The 15830-nt window shown below is 72.3% G+C and carries 14 protein-coding genes; 6 read left to right on the top strand and 8 right to left on the bottom strand.

Going from position 1 to position 15830, the window contains the following annotated elements; translation table 11 throughout:
• The 4 genes from pucD to OHS18_RS40855 are packed head-to-tail and all read right to left on the bottom strand — an operon-like array spanning position 1 to position 4929.
• Positions 1 to 2256, bottom strand: a complete 2256-nt coding sequence (gene pucD, locus OHS18_RS40870; RefSeq protein ID WP_328614397.1) for a xanthine dehydrogenase subunit D — start codon at positions 2254 to 2256, stop codon at positions 1 to 3.
• Entirely contained in the window at positions 2253 to 3593 is a 1341-nt protein-coding gene (locus OHS18_RS40865) for an 8-oxoguanine deaminase (protein WP_328614396.1), read from the bottom strand. Before OHS18_RS40865 ends, pucD begins: the two co-directional genes overlap by 4 nt.
• Complete coding sequence (locus OHS18_RS40860) at positions 3590 to 4057, bottom strand: (2Fe-2S)-binding protein (RefSeq protein ID WP_328443269.1); 468 nt, start codon at positions 4055 to 4057, stop codon at positions 3590 to 3592. Before OHS18_RS40860 ends, OHS18_RS40865 begins: the two co-directional genes overlap by 4 nt.
• The gene (locus tag OHS18_RS40855) at positions 4048 to 4929 is read right to left on the bottom strand and encodes an FAD binding domain-containing protein (RefSeq protein ID WP_328614395.1); all 882 of its coding nucleotides are present in this window, start codon (positions 4927 to 4929) and stop codon (positions 4048 to 4050) included. The genes OHS18_RS40860 and OHS18_RS40855 overlap by 10 nt, the downstream gene beginning before the upstream one ends.
• Before the next feature lie 125 nt (positions 4930 to 5054).
• Here OHS18_RS40855 and OHS18_RS40850 point away from each other — a divergent pair, with 125 nt between their 5' ends.
• Genes OHS18_RS40850 through OHS18_RS40840 form a run of 3 tightly spaced genes read left to right on the top strand, consistent with a single transcriptional unit; the run spans position 5055 to position 8116 of the window.
• Positions 5055 to 6398, top strand: coding sequence for a PucR family transcriptional regulator (locus OHS18_RS40850; protein ID WP_328614394.1), 1344 nt, complete (start codon positions 5055 to 5057; stop codon positions 6396 to 6398).
• Positions 6395 to 6883: a MarR family winged helix-turn-helix transcriptional regulator gene (locus OHS18_RS40845; RefSeq protein WP_328443272.1), complete on the top strand. Its 489-nt coding sequence runs from the start codon at positions 6395 to 6397 to the stop codon at positions 6881 to 6883. The genes OHS18_RS40850 and OHS18_RS40845 overlap by 4 nt, the downstream gene beginning before the upstream one ends.
• Positions 6884 to 6907: 24 nt before the next feature.
• On the top strand, positions 6908 to 8116 hold the full coding sequence (locus OHS18_RS40840; RefSeq protein ID WP_328614393.1) for a DUF2786 domain-containing protein: 1209 nt from the start codon (positions 6908 to 6910) through the stop codon (positions 8114 to 8116).
• A gap of 41 nt (positions 8117 to 8157) precedes the next feature.
• On the opposite strand, the gene OHS18_RS40835 is transcribed toward OHS18_RS40840, so the two are convergent.
• Positions 8158 to 9345, bottom strand: coding sequence for a DUF6986 family protein (locus tag OHS18_RS40835; protein ID WP_328614392.1), 1188 nt, complete (start codon positions 9343 to 9345; stop codon positions 8158 to 8160).
• A complete protein-coding gene (gene aceB / locus OHS18_RS40830) occupies positions 9345 to 10934 on the bottom strand; it encodes a malate synthase A (protein ID WP_328614391.1) in 1590 nt (529 codons plus the stop codon). The genes OHS18_RS40835 and aceB overlap by 1 nt, the downstream gene beginning before the upstream one ends.
• A 112-nt stretch (positions 10935 to 11046) precedes the next feature.
• Here aceB and OHS18_RS40825 point away from each other — a divergent pair, with 112 nt between their 5' ends.
• Positions 11047 to 11823 (top strand): IclR family transcriptional regulator, encoded by a 777-nt coding sequence (locus OHS18_RS40825; RefSeq protein ID WP_328443276.1) that lies wholly within the window; start codon positions 11047 to 11049, stop codon positions 11821 to 11823.
• Here OHS18_RS40825 and OHS18_RS40820 read toward each other — a convergent pair.
• Positions 11813 to 12316 carry a GNAT family N-acetyltransferase gene (locus OHS18_RS40820; RefSeq protein WP_328614390.1) on the bottom strand — a complete coding sequence of 168 codons (504 nt, stop codon included), beginning with the start codon at positions 12314 to 12316 and terminating at the stop codon, positions 11813 to 11815. The genes OHS18_RS40825 and OHS18_RS40820 overlap by 11 nt on opposite strands.
• A 144-nt stretch (positions 12317 to 12460) precedes the next feature.
• Between OHS18_RS40820 and OHS18_RS40815 the strand changes: the two genes are divergently transcribed.
• Positions 12461 to 12967: a hypothetical protein gene (locus tag OHS18_RS40815; protein ID WP_328443278.1), complete on the top strand. Its 507-nt coding sequence runs from the start codon at positions 12461 to 12463 to the stop codon at positions 12965 to 12967.
• A gap of 169 nt (positions 12968 to 13136) precedes the next feature.
• Here the strand turns inward: OHS18_RS40815 and ftsY are convergent, their stop codons facing one another.
• Positions 13137 to 14477, bottom strand: coding sequence for a signal recognition particle-docking protein FtsY (ftsY, locus tag OHS18_RS40810; RefSeq protein WP_328614389.1), 1341 nt, complete (start codon positions 14475 to 14477; stop codon positions 13137 to 13139).
• A gap of 139 nt (positions 14478 to 14616) precedes the next feature.
• On the opposite strand from ftsY, the gene OHS18_RS40805 reads away from it, so the two are divergent.
• Positions 14617 to 15825 (top strand): anhydro-N-acetylmuramic acid kinase, encoded by a 1209-nt coding sequence (locus OHS18_RS40805; protein ID WP_328614388.1) that lies wholly within the window; start codon positions 14617 to 14619, stop codon positions 15823 to 15825.
• Positions 15826 to 15830 lie beyond the last annotated feature (5 nt).

The raw sequence follows: 15830 nt of genomic DNA, 5'->3' as shown, positions 1-15830 counted from the left end.
TCAGGTCCCCGTGAGGTGTTCGGGCCGCACCGGGACGCGCGTGAGCGCGAGCCCGGTCGCGGCCCGGATCGCCGCCACGATCGCCGGGGTCGACGAGATCGTCGGCGGCTCGCCCACGCCGCGCAGGCCGTACGGCGCGTGCGGGTCCGGGCGTTCCAGGACGTCGATGCTCATCGGCGGCATGTCCAGGACCGTCGGGATCAGGTAGTCGGTGAAGGAGGGGTTCCGGATCTTCCCGCCGGAGGTCTGGATCTCCTCCATCACCGCGAGCCCGAGTCCCTGCGCCGAACCGCCCTGGATCTGGCCGAGGACGGCCTGCGGGTTGAGCGCCTTGCCGACGTCCTGGGCGCAGTCCAGCGCGACCACCTTGACCAGGCCCAGCTCGACGTCGACGTCGACGACGGCCCGGTGCGCAGCGAACGCGTACTGCACGTGGGCGGTGCCCTGCCCGGTTTCCGGATCCAGCGCGGTGGTCGGCCGGTGCCGCCACTCCACCGTCTCGTCGTAGACGTCGTCGCCGAGGACGTCCACCAGGTCGGCGAGCACCTGGCCGTCCGCCGCGACGAGTTTGCCGCCGACGACGCGAGCCTTCCGGCCGAAGCGGGCAAGCAGCCGCGACTGGACCGCCACGCACGCGGCCTGCACCGCGCCGCCGGTCACGTACGTCTGGCGGGACGCCGACGTCGAGCCGCCGTTGCCGATCGAGGTGTCCATCGGCAGCACCGTCACCTGCTCGACGCCCAGCTCGGTCCGGACGATCTGCTGCATGATCGTCACCAGGCCCTGGCCGACCTCGCAGGCCGCGGTGTGCACGGTCGCCGCGGGCTCGCCGCCGACGAGCTGCAGCCGCACGCGGGCCGTCGAGTAGTCGTCGAAGCCTTCGGAGAAGCAGACGTTCTTGATGCCGACCGCGTACCCGACGCCGCGGACGACACCTTCGCCGTGGGTCGTGTTGGAGACGCCGCCCGGCATGTGCCGCAGGTCGAACGGCCTTTCGGGAGGCATCGGCTTGGCGCGCACCAGATCGAGGAGCTCGGCGACCGGCGCGGCCGAGTCGACGGCCTGACCGGTCGGCATCAGCGCGCCTTCGCTCATCGCGTTGCGGACGCGGATCTCCACCGGGTCCAGGCCGCAGGCGTCAGCGAGCTTGTCCATCTGCGACTCGTAACCGAACGCCGCCTGCACCGCGCCGAAACCGCGCATCGCGCCGCACGGCGGGTTGTTCGTGTAGGTGCCCCAGCAGTCGATCGTCACACTGTCCACTGTGTACGGTCCGACGCCGAGCGTGGCGGCGTTCGCGACCACCGCTCCGGTCGAGGACGCGTAGGCGCCGCCGTCCAGGAACAACCGCGTCCGGACGTACACGAGACGTCCGTCGTGGGTGGCGCCGTGCTCGTAGTACATCTTCGCCGGGTGGCGGTGGACGTGACCGTAGAAGGACTCTTCGCGGTTGTAGACCATCTTCACCGGCTTGCCGGTGTGCAGCGCGAGGAGGCACGCGTGGACCTGGATCGACAGGTCCTCACGCCCGCCGAACGCTCCCCCGACGCCGCCGAGGGTCAGCCGCACCTTCTCGACCGGCAGGCCCAGGGCGGCGACGATCTGCTGCTGGTCGACGTGCAGCCACTGCGTCGCGACGTACAGGTCGACGCCACCTTCGGTGTCCGGCACGGCCAGCCCGGACTCCGGGCCGAGGAACGCCTGGTCCTGCATGCCGACCTCGTAGACGCCGGACACGACGACGTCCGCGGCCACGTCCTGCGGCCCGCGCCGGATCCTGACGTGCCGCACGACGTTGCCGCCCTCGTGCAGCGAAGCGCCTTCGCCCGCGACGGCGGCTTCGGAGTCCGTCACCGGAGAAAGCTCTTCGTAGGAAACGACGATCCGCTTCATCGCGCGACGCGCGGTCTCCGGGTGGTCGGCGGCGACGAGCGCGACCGGCTCCCCCTGGTACCGCACGACGTCGACCGCGAGCACCGGCTGGTCGCTGTGCTCCAGTCCGTAGCGGTTGACGCCGGGGACGTCCTCGTGGGTCAGCACCGCGTAGACCCCGGGCACCTTCAGGGCGTCGGTGATGTCGATCCCGGTGATCCGCGCGTACGGGTGCGGGCTGCGCAGGGTCACGCCCCACACCATGTCCTCGTGCCACAGGTCGGACGAGTACGCGAACTCACCGCGCACCTTCACCGTGCCGTCGGGGCGCCGCGGTGAGGTCCCGACGCCGTTGACCGTCTGCGTGGTGACGGAAACAGTCATCGGTCCTCCCGCAGCCTGGCGCTCGCGGCGGTCAGCTCCGACGCGATCTCGGACTCGTCCGCCTCGCGCAGCGCAGCGTCCTCGACGACGGCCTTGCCGCCGACGAACAGCCGCCGCACCGGCGGTGTCGTGCCCAGGACCAGCGCCGCGACCGGGTCGGTGATGCCCGCGTAGTTGAGACCGGTCAGGTCCCAGACGGCCAGATCGGCGAGCTTGCCGGGCTCGATCGAGCCGAGGTCGTCCGCCCGGCCGAGGCAGCGGGCGCCGCCCATCGTGCCCATCCACAACGCTTCCCGCGTGGTCAGCCCGCGCGGGCCGCCGCGCTGCCGCGCCTGCAGCAACGCCTGGTGCAGCTCTTCGCCGAGCCCGCCGGACTCGCTGGACGCGGCCCCGTCGACGCCGAGGCCGACCGCCACGCCCGCGTCGAGCAGGTCGCGGACCGGGGCGATGCCGGTGCCGAGCCGGCCGTTGGACGTCGCGCAGTGCGCCGAACCGGTGCCGGTCGCGCCGAACCGCCGGATCGCGTCGGGCGCGAGGTGGACGGTGTGCGCGAGCCAGACGTCCTCGGCGAGCCAGCCGAGCTTGTCGGCGTACTCCGCGGGTGTGCAGCCGACCTCGGCGAGGCACTGCTGCTCCTCGTCGAGGGTCTCCGCGAGGTGGGTGTGCAGCCGGACGCCCTTGCCGCGAGCCAGTTCGGCCGCGCCGGACATCAGCCGTTCGGTGACCGAGAACGGCGAGCACGGCCCGACGGCGATCTGCAGGTGCGCCTCCGCCGAGTCGTCGTGGAAGCGGCCGATCGCCGCTTCGGTGCCGCTCAGGGCGTCCTCGGTCGTCTCGACCAGGTTGTCCGGCGGGAGCCCGCCGTCGGACTCGCCGCGGTCCATCGAGCCGCGCACCACGTGCAGCCGGACGCCGATCCGCTGCCGGGCCGACGCCAGCGCCGCCACCTGGTCGCCGCCGTCGCGCGGGAAGACGTAGTGGTGGTCGGCGACGGTCGTGCAGCCGGTCAGCGCCAGCCGCGCCAGCCCCGCCGTCGCGGCGGCGTGCGTGATCTCCGCGTCGAGCCGGCCCCAGACCGGGTAGAGCGCGACCAGCCACTGGAAGAGCGTGTGGTCGGCGGCCATCCCGCGGGTCGCCCACTGGTAGAGGTGGTGGTGGGTGTTGATCAGGCCGGGCGTGACCAGGCAGCCCGACGCGTCGACGCGCTCGTCGAACTCGCCCGTATAGACGCCTTCACCGACGTCGGCGATCCGGTCGTTGTCGACGACGACGTACCCGTTCGCGTACTCCTCGCCGCTGACCGTGGCGACCGCCCCGCCGGTGATGAGGGTCCTCACGCGACGCCACCCTTCGCCACGGCGCGCACGGCGTCGAGGATCTTTTCGTAGCCGGTGCAGCGGCAGAGGTTGCCGGCCAGCGCTTCGCGGATCTCCTCGTCGCTCGGATCCGGGACGCGGTTCAGCAGGTCGTGTGCGGCGACGACCAGGCCGGGCGTGCAGAAGCCGCACTGGACCGCACCCTGGTCCACAAAGGACTGCTGGATCGGGTCGAGGACGTCGCCCTCGGCCAGGCCCTCGACCGTGCGCACCACGCGGCCCTCGGCCTGCCCGGCCGCGACCAGGCAGGCGCACACCGGGACGCTGTCGAGGTAGACCGTGCAGGACCCGCATTCGCCCTGCTCACAGGCGTTCTTCGAGCCCGGCAGGCCGAGCCGCTCCCGCAGCACGTAGAGCAGGCTTTCGCCCTCCCAGACGTCGTCGGCCTGCCGTTTCTCGCCGTTGATCGTGACATTCAGGCGCAAACCCGCTCCCCCGTCCGATAGTCGTCCCAAGCCCACGTCAACGTACGCCGCGCGAGCACCGACAGCGCGTGCTTGCGGTATGCGGCGCTCCCGCGGACGTCGTCGATCGGCGACGTCGCCTCGGCCACCAGCTCGCCGAAACGGCGCTTCAAGGAGTCCGGCAACGCGTCCGACGAGCCCCACGGAAGCTCGGCGGCCAGGAACTCCTCGGCGGTTTTCGCGCGGCGTGGCGTGGGCGCGGCGGACCCGAGGGCCGCGCCGACCGCGCCGACCTCGCCGACCTCGCCGTTTCGCAAGACGAGCGCGAAGGAGCAGACCGCGATGACCATGGCGTTGCGTGTGCCGACCTTGGCGAACTGCTGCGGCCCGGCGTGCGCGGGCAGGTGGACGGCCGTGATCAGCTCGTCCGGCTCCAGGCTGTGGCGCTTCACGCCGACGTAGAACTCTTCCGCCGGGAGAACCCGGGTGCCCCGCACCGAGGCGACCTCGACCCGCGCGTCCAGGGCCAGCAGGACCGGGTGGGTGTCGCCGGCTGGTGAGGCCGCGCCGAGGTTGCCGCCGACCGTGCCGCGGTTGCGGATCTGCGGCGAGCCGACCGTGCGCGACGCCATGGCCAGCGCGGGGACGAGTTCACCCACTTCAGCGATGACGCGGGAGTACGGGACACCGGCGCCGAGCCGGACCGTGCCGTCCGATGTGGACCACGTCGTCAGCTCGCCGATCCGGGTCAGGTCGAGCAGGGCGTCCGGGCGCCGGTGGTCGAAGTTCAGCTCGACCATGACGTCCGTGCCCCCGGCGATCGGCACGGCGTCGGGACGCTCGGCCTTGAACGCCAGGGCCTCGGCCAGCGTCGCGGGACGCAGGAACTCCACACTTGCTCCTTCGTCGGTGAGGGCGGTAGACCAGTAGACGCCCAACCGGGCGGGGGCGGCAACGGCACGGACCATGAAACGCACACGAGCGGAACCCCGCGCGTTTGTGCTTTCCTACAAGCCTGATGACGACCGTGAAGACTCTGCTGGACCTGCCGGGGTTGCGCCTGCGCCCGCGGGCCGCCGCCGACCTGCTCGACCGGCCGGTGACGCGCATCTACGTCACGGAGCTGCCCGACCCCGGACGGTACTTGTCGGCGGGCGAGCTGGTGCTTTCGGGCTTGCTCTGGTGGCGTGAACCGGGTGACGCCGAGCCGTTCGTGGCCGCGCTGGCCCGCTCCGGCGCGGCGGCGCTGGCCGCGTCCGGCGCCGACTCCGACGGCATCCCGGACGACGTCGTCGACGCCTGCGAACGGCACCGGATCCCGCTCCTCGAAGTCCCGGTCGACCTGTCGTTCTCGGTGGTCACCGAGCAGGTGGTGCTGGCCCTGGCCGCCGCGTCCGACAGCTCCCGCAAACGTTTGCTGGCCGCCGCGGACGCGCCGGTCGAGACCCTGCTGGACCGCGCGTCGGCCGAGCTCGGGCTGCCCTGCTGGGTGCTCTCGACGCTGGGCCGGGTGATCGCCGGGACGGCGCCGCTGCCGATGCCGGTCGAAGACGTCGTCCAGCGGTTCGCGGCGAAACAGGACACGGCGGGGCCGCTGACGCTGACGCCGGTGGAGGGCCGGAACGCCGTGCCGTGGCTGATCGCCGTCGGCGGGCCGCTGAGCACCGCGCAGACCGAGCTGACCGAGGAGCTGGCGGGGCTCGTCGGCGTCACCCGGGCGCGGGCGAAGCCGCCTGAAGCCGAGTTGACCGGCGACGTGCGCGTCGTCGCGCTTCGGACCGAAGGCAGCGACGAGAGTCAGGACGTCCTGCGGGAACTGCTGCCGGCCGCGACGCTCATCGAGCCCGGCGATGAGACGACGTACGCCGTGACCACGCAGTGGCCGGCCGACGCCGCCACGGCTCTGTCCACAGTGGAACCGTTGCTGGCGGCGCACCGGATCGTCTGCGGGGTGAGCGACGCCGGGCCGCTGGGCGAAGCGCGCGAGGTCGCGGCCTACGCACTGGCCGCGGCTTCTCGCCGCCCGGGGCGAGTCGTCGTGGTGCCGGGTGCGGAAATCGGCGTCCACCAGCTGCTGCTCGCCGGAACACCCGACGGGCTGCGGGCCGCGCTGCGGCGGCGGGTCCTCGGGCCGCTGCTGGACTACGACGCCGAGCAGCACACGGACCTGGTGCACACGGTGCGGGTGTTCCTCGAGTGCTCGGGATCGCCGACCCGGGCGGCGAAGGCGCTGCACGTGCACGTCAACACCCTGCGCTACCGCATCGGCCGCGCCGGCGAGCTGCTCGGCGCGGACCTGACCGAGTTCACCGACCAGCTCGACGTCTACCTGGCGTTGCGCACGGGAGAACCCACGGGATGAGCGACGAAATCACGTCGGCGCGGCAGGCGGGGCACGACCCCCGCGTGCTGGCCTTCGGGCGGCTCCAAGGCGCGGCGAACCGGCTCGAATACCTGCTCGGACGCGCGCTGGAGAAGGAATGCGGGATCACCCACCTGATGTACGAAGTGCTGCTGATCGTCGGACGCGCGGGTGACGACGGCCGGACGATGCGCTCGATCGCCCAGGAGCAGGTGCTCACCACCGGCGGCGCGACCCGGCTGGTCGACCGGATGGAGGCCCTCGGCCTGGTGACCCGCACGGCCGCCCCGCACGACCGGCGGGGCCGGCTGGTCCGCCTGACCGAGCTGGGTGAGCGGACGACGGTGCGCGCGAGCCGGGTGCACGTGGCGAACATCGAGCGGCACTTCTTTTCGCCGTTGCCGGAAGAACATCGGGAGCGCTTCGCCGACGATCTGCGCCGGTTGAGCCACGCGGCCCGGGACGCCCTGCCGAAGCTGCGCTGAGCGGCTACCGGGAGACTCGGGACCATGGGCAAGCAGAAGCGCCGGGCGGCGGCCTCCGCCGAGGACACCCCGGCGCCCCGGACGGCCGAGGAGTTCGGCGACGTCCTGCTCGCCGCGGCCTACGACGTCGCGCGGGGCATCCCGGGCGCGGCCAAGGCGTGCGCGAAGAGGCTCGCGAACGGCTTCGAACCGCCACCGGAACTCGCGCGGGGCGCGGATCTCGCCGGCCGGCGGGCGATCACCCGGGTCTGCCGGAACGGCTGGCTGCCCGAGGACCTCGACCAGGCGGCCCGGCGGCGGGTCGACGAGTTCGCCGTCCCGTACGTGCTCGACACGCTCGCCGGTTACGCCGGGCAGTTCGCGACCCTGCACCCCGGTTGGCGGGAGCAGCTCGACGACGTCGGCGCCGCCGGCTGGTGGTCGACCTCCGAGCCGCACTTCACGCAGTGGGCGGCGAAGCACATCCTGACCCCCGCCGAAGCGGTGACGACTGTCGTCGAAGCCCTCGGGCTGCTGGTCTCGATGCCGGCGCTGAATCCCGTTCTGCCCGCGCCGGGGACGCCCTACCGGCCGACGGCTCACCACACCGTCGACGAGAAGCAGCTGGGCCGGGTCCGCGCGTTGCTGGCCAAGGCCGAGTCGAGCTCGTTCCCGGAGGAGGCCGAGGCGCTGTCCGCGAAGGCGCAGGAGCTGATGACCCGGTACGCGCTCGACCGCGTGCTGGTCGAGACTTCGGTGCCCGACATCCCGGCCTCGCGCCGGCTTTGGCTCGACACGCCGTACCTCGACGCCAAGTCGCTGCTGGTCCACGTGGTCGCGACGGCGAACCGCTGCCAGGCCGTCTTCGACCCGCGCTGGGGGTTCGTCACCGTCGTCGGCGACGAGAACGATCTGGACGCCGTCGCGCTGCTGACGACGTCGCTGCTGGTCCAGGCGACGCGCGCGATGATCGCCGATCCGGCGGGGCGGTCACGGGCGTTCCGGCAGTCGTTCCTGGTCTCCTACGCGACGCGGATCGGCGAGCGGCTCGGGAAGGCGGCTGAGGCGACGCTCGCGGACTCGCCCGACGCGGACCGGCTGCTGCCGGTGCTGGCGTCCCACGAGGTGAAGGTGAAGGCGGCGTTCACGCAGCTCTTCCCGGAGGTGGTGGGCAAGTCGGTGACGGTCCGCGACCTCGACGGCTGGGACGCGGGACGGTCGGCCGCCGATCGCGCCCGGCTGCACGGCTCGTGAGTGTTCAGGGCGGTTAGAACCGCCCTGAACACTCACGACCCTCAGGCGAGCCGGAGCGCGTACTTCTCCAGCTCCGGCCGCCCGAACGGCAGCTCGCCTTCGTCCAGCGCACCGCAGTCCAGGCCGCGCAGCAGGTACACCGCCAGGGCCTGGGCCGTCGCCGGTTCGTCCAGGACTCCCCCGGACGTCTTTTCCGCGTACGCGCGCAGGCGCTCGACCGCCGCCGGGAAACCCTCGCGGTAGAACGTGTACGTCGCCGCGAAGCGCGTCGGCAGCTGGTGGGCGTGCAGGTCCCAGCCCTGGTAGAAGCCGCGTTCCAAGGATCTGCGGACCAGGCGAAGGTGCTCGGCCCACGCCGAAGGGAGCGCGTCGCCGATCGGGAGGCGGTTGGTCGAGCCGTCCGAGAGCCGGACGCCGGTGCCGGCCGCCGAGACCTGCATCAGCTGCTTGGCCAGGTCCGCCGCCGGGTGCTCCATGCTCTGGTATGCCGCCGCGATGCCGAGCCCGGCGCTGTAGTCGTACGTGCCGTAGTGCAGGCCCGAACACCGGCCGGCCGCGGCGTGCACGATGCGGGCGACCGCCAGCGTGCCGTCGGCGTCCACAATGGACTGGGCCGTTTCGATCTGGACCTCGAAGCGCAAGGACCGCTCCGGCAGGTCGTACGCGGATTCCAGGCGGGACAACACCTCCGCGGCCACCGAGACCTGATCGACCGCGGTCACCTTCGGCAGCGTGACGACGAATCCGGGCGGCAGCGGCCCGTTCTCCAGCAGGCTGCCCAGGAACAGGTCCAGGGTGCGGATCCCACGCCGGCGGGTCGCGGCTTCGAAGCTCTTGAACCGGATGCCCACGAACGGCGTGCCGCCCGTGGTCGCGAGGGTCTGGCCGACCGCCCGCGCGGCCGCGTCCTCGACATCGTCCGGGACGCGGCCGAAGCCGTCCTCGAAGTCGATCCGCAGGTCCTCGATCGGCTCGGTGAGCAGCTTGGCGCGGACGCGCTCGTAGACGTCGGCGTCCAGGCCCAGCAGGTCTTCGTGCTCGACGAAGACCCGCATGGCCTGCTTGCCCCAGTCCGCGACCAGCCGCGTCCGGTACGACGACGCCGGGACGTACACCGTGTGCACCGGCTGGCGCCCCGGCAGCTCCCCCGGGTACAACGCCGCGACGCGCGCGTCGGCCTCGGCCAGGCGCGCGTCGGCGGCGTCGTAGACGTCCTGGGACAGCCGCACTACTTGATCCGCTCGTACGCGGGCAGCGTCAGGAAGTCCGGGAAGCCGTCGGCCAGCGCGACCTGCTCGAACAGCTCGACGGCCGGCTCCAGCTGCTCCGGCTTGATCTCCGCGGCCAGCTCGCCGCGGACCTCGGCCAGCACGCCGCGCACCAGCTCGGACGTCACGACGTCGCCGGTGTCCAACGTGGTCCCGTTCTTGACCCACTGCCAGACCTGCGAACGCGAGATCTCCGCCGTCGCCGCGTCTTCCATCAGGTTGTGGATCGCCGCCGCGCCGTTGCCGGACAGCCAGGACGCGATGTAGCGGATGCCGACGTCCACGGCCGCGCGCAGGCCGGCCGCCGTCGCACCACCCGGCGTCGAGGCGACGTCGAGCAGCTGGTCGGCGGTGGCAGAGAGATCCCAGTCCTCGTCGCGCCTGCGCTCCAGCTGGTTCGGCCGGTCGCCGAGGACCTTGTCGAACTCCTCGCGGCAGATGTCGACCATGCCCGGGTGCGCCACCCAGGAGCCGTCGAAGCCGTCGCCGGCCTCGCGGCTCTTGTCCGCGCGGACCTTGTCGAGCGCGGCCTTGGTGACGTCCGGGTCGTTGCGGTTCGGGATGAACGCGGCCATGCCGCCGATCGCGAACGCGCCGCGCTTGTGGCAGGTGCGCACGAGAAGCTCGGTGTAGGCGCGCATGAACGGCGCGGTCATGGTGACGGAGTTGCGGTCCGGCAGCACGAACTTCTCCCCCGCGTCGCGGAAGTACTTGATCATGCTGAACAGGTAGTCCCAGCGGCCCGCGTTGAGACCCGAGGCGTGCTCGCGCAGCTCGTAGAGGATCTCCTCCATCTCGAACGCGGCCGGGATGGTCTCGATCAGCACGGTCGCGCGGACGGTGCCGTGCTCGATGCCCAGCGACTTCTCGGCGTGGGTGAAGACGTCGTTCCAGAGCCGCGCTTCGAGGTGGCTCTCCATCTTCGGGAGGTAGTAGTACGGGCCCTTGCCGCGGCTGAGCGACTCCTTCGCGTTGTGGAAGAAGTGCAGGCCGAAGTCGACCAGCGCGCCGACGGCCTGGCGCCCGCCGAAGGACAGGCCGCGCTCGTCGAGGTGCCAGCCGCGCGGGCGGACCACGATCGTCGCGTGCTCGACGTCGTCCTTCAGCGCGTAGCTCTTGCCGCCGCTTTCCAGCGTGATGTCCTCGCGGACGGCGTCGTACAGGTTGACCTGGCCGGACACGACGTTCGCCCAGTGCGGGGTGTTCGCGTCTTCGAGGTCGGCCAGCCACACCTTCGCGCCGGAGTTGAGCGCGTTGATGGTCATCTTGCGGTCGGTCGGCCCGGTGATCTCGACGCGGCGGTCGCGCAGCGCGGCCGGCGCCTCGGCGACCTTCCAGTCGCCCTCGCGGATCTCCTTGGTCTCCGGCAGGAAATCCAGCTTGCCGGTGGTGCGGGCCTCCTCGCGACGCTTGCCACGCGCCTGCAGCAGCTCGTCGCGGCGGCCGGCGAAGGCGTCGTGCAGGCCGGCGAGGAAGGCGAGCGCCTCCGGCGTCAGGATCTCGTCGCCACGCTCGACCGGGTCGCCCAGCACCTGGACTTCAGAAGACATGCGGAACACCTCGAGGGTTCGGATCTTTGGATAACGGCCCTACGGTTTTCTACCAGCCGGACTATAGTTTCTGCATAGCGGAAGCTCAACGCAGACGTAAGGAGGACCACCGGTGGCAGCGGAGAAGAACGGGCGCGATGGCGGCGTCCAGTCCCTGCAGCGTGCCTTCGAGCTGCTGGAACACCTCGCGGACACCGGCGGTGAGGCCAGCCTGTCCGAGCTCGCGACGCTGTCCGGGCTGCCGATGCCGACGATCCACCGGCTCATCCGCACCCTGGTCGACCTGGGGTACGTCCGGCAGAACACCAACCGCCGGTACGCGCTGGGCGCGCGGCTGATCCGGCTCGGCGAGAACGCGAGCATGCAGTTCGGCGCCTGGGCGCGGCCGCTGCTGGCGGAGCTGGTCGAGGAGGTCGGCGAGACGGCGAACCTGGCGGTCCTGGAGCGCGACGAGGTCGTGTACGTGGCCCAGGTGCCCTCGAAGCACTCGATGCGCATGTTCACCGAGGTCGGCCGGCGGCTGCTGCCGCACGGCACCGGCGTCGGCAAGGCGATGCTGGCGCACCTGCCCGCGGCCGACGTCCGCTCGTTGCTGGAGCGGACGGGCATGCCGGCCTACACCGAGCACACGTTCACCGACGCGGACGCGCTGGCCGTCGAGCTGTCTCGGATCGCTTCGCAGGGGTACGCGCTCGACGAGGCGGAGCAGGAGCTCGGGGTTCGCTGTGTCGCGGTGGCGGTGCCGGGCGCGCCGGTGCCCGCGGCCGTGTCGGTGTCCGGTCCGTCCGGCCGGCTGACCGCCGAGGCGGTGGCGCACATCGCCCCGGCGGTGCAGCGGGTGGCGGACGCGCTGGGCGCGAGCCTGTCCCAGGCCACGGTCACCGTGTGAGCTCGCCCGCCAGCAGGTCCATCAACAGCCCGTCGTGCCAGGTGCCGTCCGGGGCGCGCTCGTACTGGCGCAGCAAGCCCACCGGGCGGAAACCCAGCTTCGTGTAGACCCCGATCGCCGTCGCGTTCGACGCCGCGGGGTCGATGGTCAGGCGATGGTGGCCGCTTTCGAGCAGGTGGCGGCCCAGCGCGCGGATCGCGTCCGTACCGACGCCGCGGCCGTGGAAGTCCGGGTGCACGGAGATGTCGATCCCGGCGTGGTGGTATTGCGGGTCCAGCTCCTCGCAGCTCTGGATGATCCCGACGACCAGGCCGTCCAGTTCGATCACGTAGCAGGTGTAGCCGGCTTCGACCTCGTACAGGCCGTCGACCTCGTGGGCCGCGTCGCCCCACCAGCGGGCGACCTCCGGGGTGGCGAGGATTTCGCGGACGCGGGCGCGGTCTTTTGCCGAAATGGTACGCAAAAGTACCCGCGCACCGTGGATGATGGGCATGCTTCGGTCCTCTCTCGTGGTGAATGACGGCTTTGGGACGTCTGTCACGAGGAGGGGCACGAGCGGAAGCGCGTCAACCGGGCATACCCGGATTCTGCGTCGGCGCGCACCCGCCCGTCATCCGATTTTCCGCGGAAGGACGGCATGGACTCCCATACCGGCGGCGCGCTCGCCTGGCTCGCTCAGGGCGCCGCTTCGAATCTGCTCGACCGGCTCGTCGATCGCGCGCTCGCCGGGCCGCCGCTGCCGCCCGCCTGGCCGCCACGCCCGGGCGGCTCGGTGCCGGGGACGGTCGAGATCTCCGTGCGGCACCAGCTGACGATCCGGACCCGCACGCCGGTGATCCTCACCCTGCAGGAAGACGGCAGCCGCACGGGCACGGTCTTCTCGGTCATGCTCGGCCACACGACCCGCGTGAACCTGCCGGGCGGCGACTACTTCGGCGCGGCGATGATCGTCGACCCGTCGGCGCGCAAGCGATCCGGTCAGACGCTGCAGGGCATCGGCTGGTCCCGGCTGACGGTCACCGCCCGCAAGACGTCGCCCCTCGTGATCCCGGCCCACCACCCGACGGCGCCGATGCTGCTGCAGCTGGGGCTGCGCAAGGCGGACGGCACGCCGCTGTTCCGGCTGCCGCCGTCACGGCTTTAGCCGTAGCAAGCGGCGGTCTCGTGGCTTGTCACTCGCCCGGCTGCTGGAGAAGTGGGGCTGCGCAAGCCGGACGGCACCAGCGCGTTTCTGCCGCCGCCGCCTGACGCCGCGGGCCCCGAGTCCGGCGAGGCCGGACCCTTTACCACCGGTCGACCGGCCTGCCCATCGTCTAGCCGAGCAGGGCGTCCACGAAGGCGCCCGGCTCGAAGGGCGCCAGGTCGTCCGGCCCCTCGCCCAGCCCGACCAGCTTGACCGGGACGCCCAGCTCGCGCTGGACCTGGAACACGATGCCGCCCTTGGCCGTGCCGTCCAGCTTGGTCAGCACGATGCCCGTGACGTCGATGACCTCGGCGAACACCCGCGCCTGCATCAGGCCGTTCTGGCCCGTGGTCGCGTCCAGGACCAGCAGGACCTCGTCGACCTTCGCCTGCTTCTCGACGACGCGCTTGACCTTGCCCAGCTCGTCCATCAGACCGGTCTTGGTGTGCAGGCGGCCCGCCGTGTCGATCAGGACCGCGTCCACGCCCGTGTCCACGCCGCGCTTCACCGCGTCGAACGCGACCGCAGCCGGGTCCGCGCCTTCCTTGCCGCGCACGACCTCCGCGCCGACGCGTTCGGCCCACGTCTGCAGCTGGTCGGCCGCCGCCGCGCGGAACGTGTCCGCCGCGCCCAGCACCACCGTGGCGCCCTGGGCGACGAGCACCCGCGCGAGCTTGCCCGTGGTGGTCGTCTTGCCCGTGCCGTTGACGCCCGCGACCAGCACCACCGCGGGCTGCTTCCGCCCGTCGACGGTGTGCGGCAGCGCGCGCACCGCGCGGTGGCCGTCGGTGGACAGCTCCGCCGTCAGCACCTCGTGCAGCACCTCGCGGGCCTCGGCCGAGTTCCGCACCGCGCGCCGGGACAGCTCGTCGCGCAGCCGCTCGACGATGTGGTTCGTGGTCGCCGCGCCCAGGTCGGCCATCAGCAGCGTGTCCTCGACGTCCTGCCAGGAGTCTTCGTCGAGGTCGCCGGCGCCGAGCAGGCCCAGCAGGCTCTGCCCGAACATCGACCGGGACTTCGTGAGCCGCCCGCGCAGCCGCTCCAGCCGGCCGGCCGCGGGGTCGATCTCCTCGGTGACGGCCGCCGGCTCGACGACTTCGGTGTCCGGCAGCGTGGCGTCCGGCAGCGTGGCGTCCGGCAGCGTGGCGTCCGGCAGTGTGACGTCGCGGACCGTGCGCTGGGCCGAGTCGCGCGGGACCGCGGCGTCGTCGCCGACGGCGGGCTGGCCGTCGGTCTCCGGGCGGTCCTCGACGGGGTGCTCGGCCGGCTCCCCGACCTCGGGAGCCTCGCCGCCGGGCGCGAGCGCGATGCCCCCGCTGGCCGCGTAGCTGCCGCCCTTCGGTTTCGCCTCGAACTCACGCTGGGCGTCCAGGCTGATGCGGCGCTTGCGCGCGATCAGCAGGCCGGTCACCAGCAAGGCGACCAGCACGACGACGGCGAGGACTACGAACAGGAACCAGGAGCTCGACACCGCACCATCCTTTCATTCGCCGCCGATCACCGCGGACCCGCCGTCCACGCAGGCAATTCGTAACGACGTACATCCCGATTGGGCCAAGACTTCACGAGGTGGGTTGCGTCACAGGCAACGCTGCACTAAACCCCTCCGGATGGGGAAACGCGTCAGTCACGGCTTCCGGGTGATCGGGTTGATTTCCGGCACGTCGGTCGACGGCATCGACGTCGCCGCGGCCGACCTGCACGCCGAAGAGGACACCGTGGTGCTGACGCCGCTCGGCGAGCTCGACGTCCCCTACCCCGAGCCGCTGCGCGAGGGTCTGCTCGCCGCGCTGCCGCCGAACCCGTGCACCGCCGGCGAGCTGACGCGGCTCGACACCGGCGTCGGCCAGGCGTTCGCCGACGCCGCTCTGCGCGGGGCCGTCGAGCTGGCCGGCGGCACCGCCGACATCGTCGCCTCGCTGGGCCAGACGGTGTTCCACTGGGTGGAGGACGGCAACGTCCGCGGCACCCTGCAGCTCGGCCAGCCCGCGTGGATCGCCGAACGCACCGGGCTGCCGGTGCTCGCCGACCTTCGCGCCCGGGACGTCGCCGCGGGCGGCCACGGCGCGCCCCTGGCCAGCACCTTCGACCAGCTCTGGCTGCGCGGCCTGGCCGAGGACGCCGGCCGCCCGGTCGCCGCGCTCAACCTGGGCGGGATCGCGAACATCACCGTCGTCACCGCGGGCGCACCGGCGATCGCCTACGACACCGGGCCCGCCAACGCGCTGCTCGACCTCGCCGCCCACCGCGTCACCGGCAGCCGCAGCGACCTCGACGGGCGGCTCGCGCTGAGCGGTTCGGTGCGCGCCGATCTGCTCGTACGGCTGCTCGCCGACCCGTACTTCGCCGCCCCGGCGCCGAAGTCCACCGGCAAGGAGTACTTCAACGCGGCCTACCTCGACGCCGCCCTCGACGGCCTGCCGCCGGTCACCGCAGCCGACCTGCTCGCGACGCTCACCGAACTCACCGCCGTCTCCGTCGCCGAACAGTGCCACCACCACGGCGTGACGACGGTGATCGCGTCCGGCGGCGGCGTCGCCAACCCGGCCGTGATGACGGCGCTGGCCCGGAACCTGCCGTCCGCCGTGCTCAAGACCAGCGACGACCTCGGCCTGCCGGGCGCCGGCAAAGAGGCGTACCTGACGGCGCTGCTGGGCTGGCTCACCTGGTGCGGCGTGCCCGGTACGGTGCCGTCGGCGACCGGTGCGCGGGGACCGCGTCTGCTCGGCGCGCTCGTCCCGGGTGCCGGGCCCTTGACCCTTCCTGCCCCGCTGGGGGGCGCCGTGACGCGGTTGCGCGTCGCGGAGAAGGCCGGATGAGGAGT

Origin of the sequence: Amycolatopsis sp. NBC_00355 (genome assembly GCF_036104975.1) — a bacterium.
In the GTDB taxonomy this organism is placed as follows: domain Bacteria; phylum Actinomycetota; class Actinomycetes; order Mycobacteriales; family Pseudonocardiaceae; genus Amycolatopsis.
Note: the sequence above shows the minus strand (reverse complement) of the source record. Positions and strands in the feature narration are given on the sequence as shown.

Excerpts from the sequence above, each read along its gene's own strand:
- OHS18_RS40840 (WP_328614393.1), top strand. The coding sequence starts at position 6,908 with ATGGGCAAGCAGAAGCGCCGGGCGGCGGCCTCCGCCGAGGACACCCCG.
- OHS18_RS40850 (WP_328614394.1), top strand. The coding sequence starts at position 5,055 with ATGACGACCGTGAAGACTCTGCTGGACCTGCCGGGGTTGCGCCTGCGC.
- OHS18_RS40805 (WP_328614388.1), top strand. The coding sequence starts at position 14,617 with ATGGGGAAACGCGTCAGTCACGGCTTCCGGGTGATCGGGTTGATTTCC.
- pucD (WP_328614397.1), bottom strand. The coding sequence starts at position 2,256 with ATGACTGTTTCCGTCACCACGCAGACGGTCAACGGCGTCGGGACCTCA.
- OHS18_RS40820 (WP_328614390.1), bottom strand. The coding sequence starts at position 12,316 with ATGCCCATCATCCACGGTGCGCGGGTACTTTTGCGTACCATTTCGGCA.
- OHS18_RS40815 (WP_328443278.1), top strand. The coding sequence starts at position 12,461 with ATGGACTCCCATACCGGCGGCGCGCTCGCCTGGCTCGCTCAGGGCGCC.
- aceB (WP_328614391.1), bottom strand. The coding sequence starts at position 10,934 with ATGTCTTCTGAAGTCCAGGTGCTGGGCGACCCGGTCGAGCGTGGCGAC.
- OHS18_RS40845 (WP_328443272.1), top strand. The coding sequence starts at position 6,395 with ATGAGCGACGAAATCACGTCGGCGCGGCAGGCGGGGCACGACCCCCGC.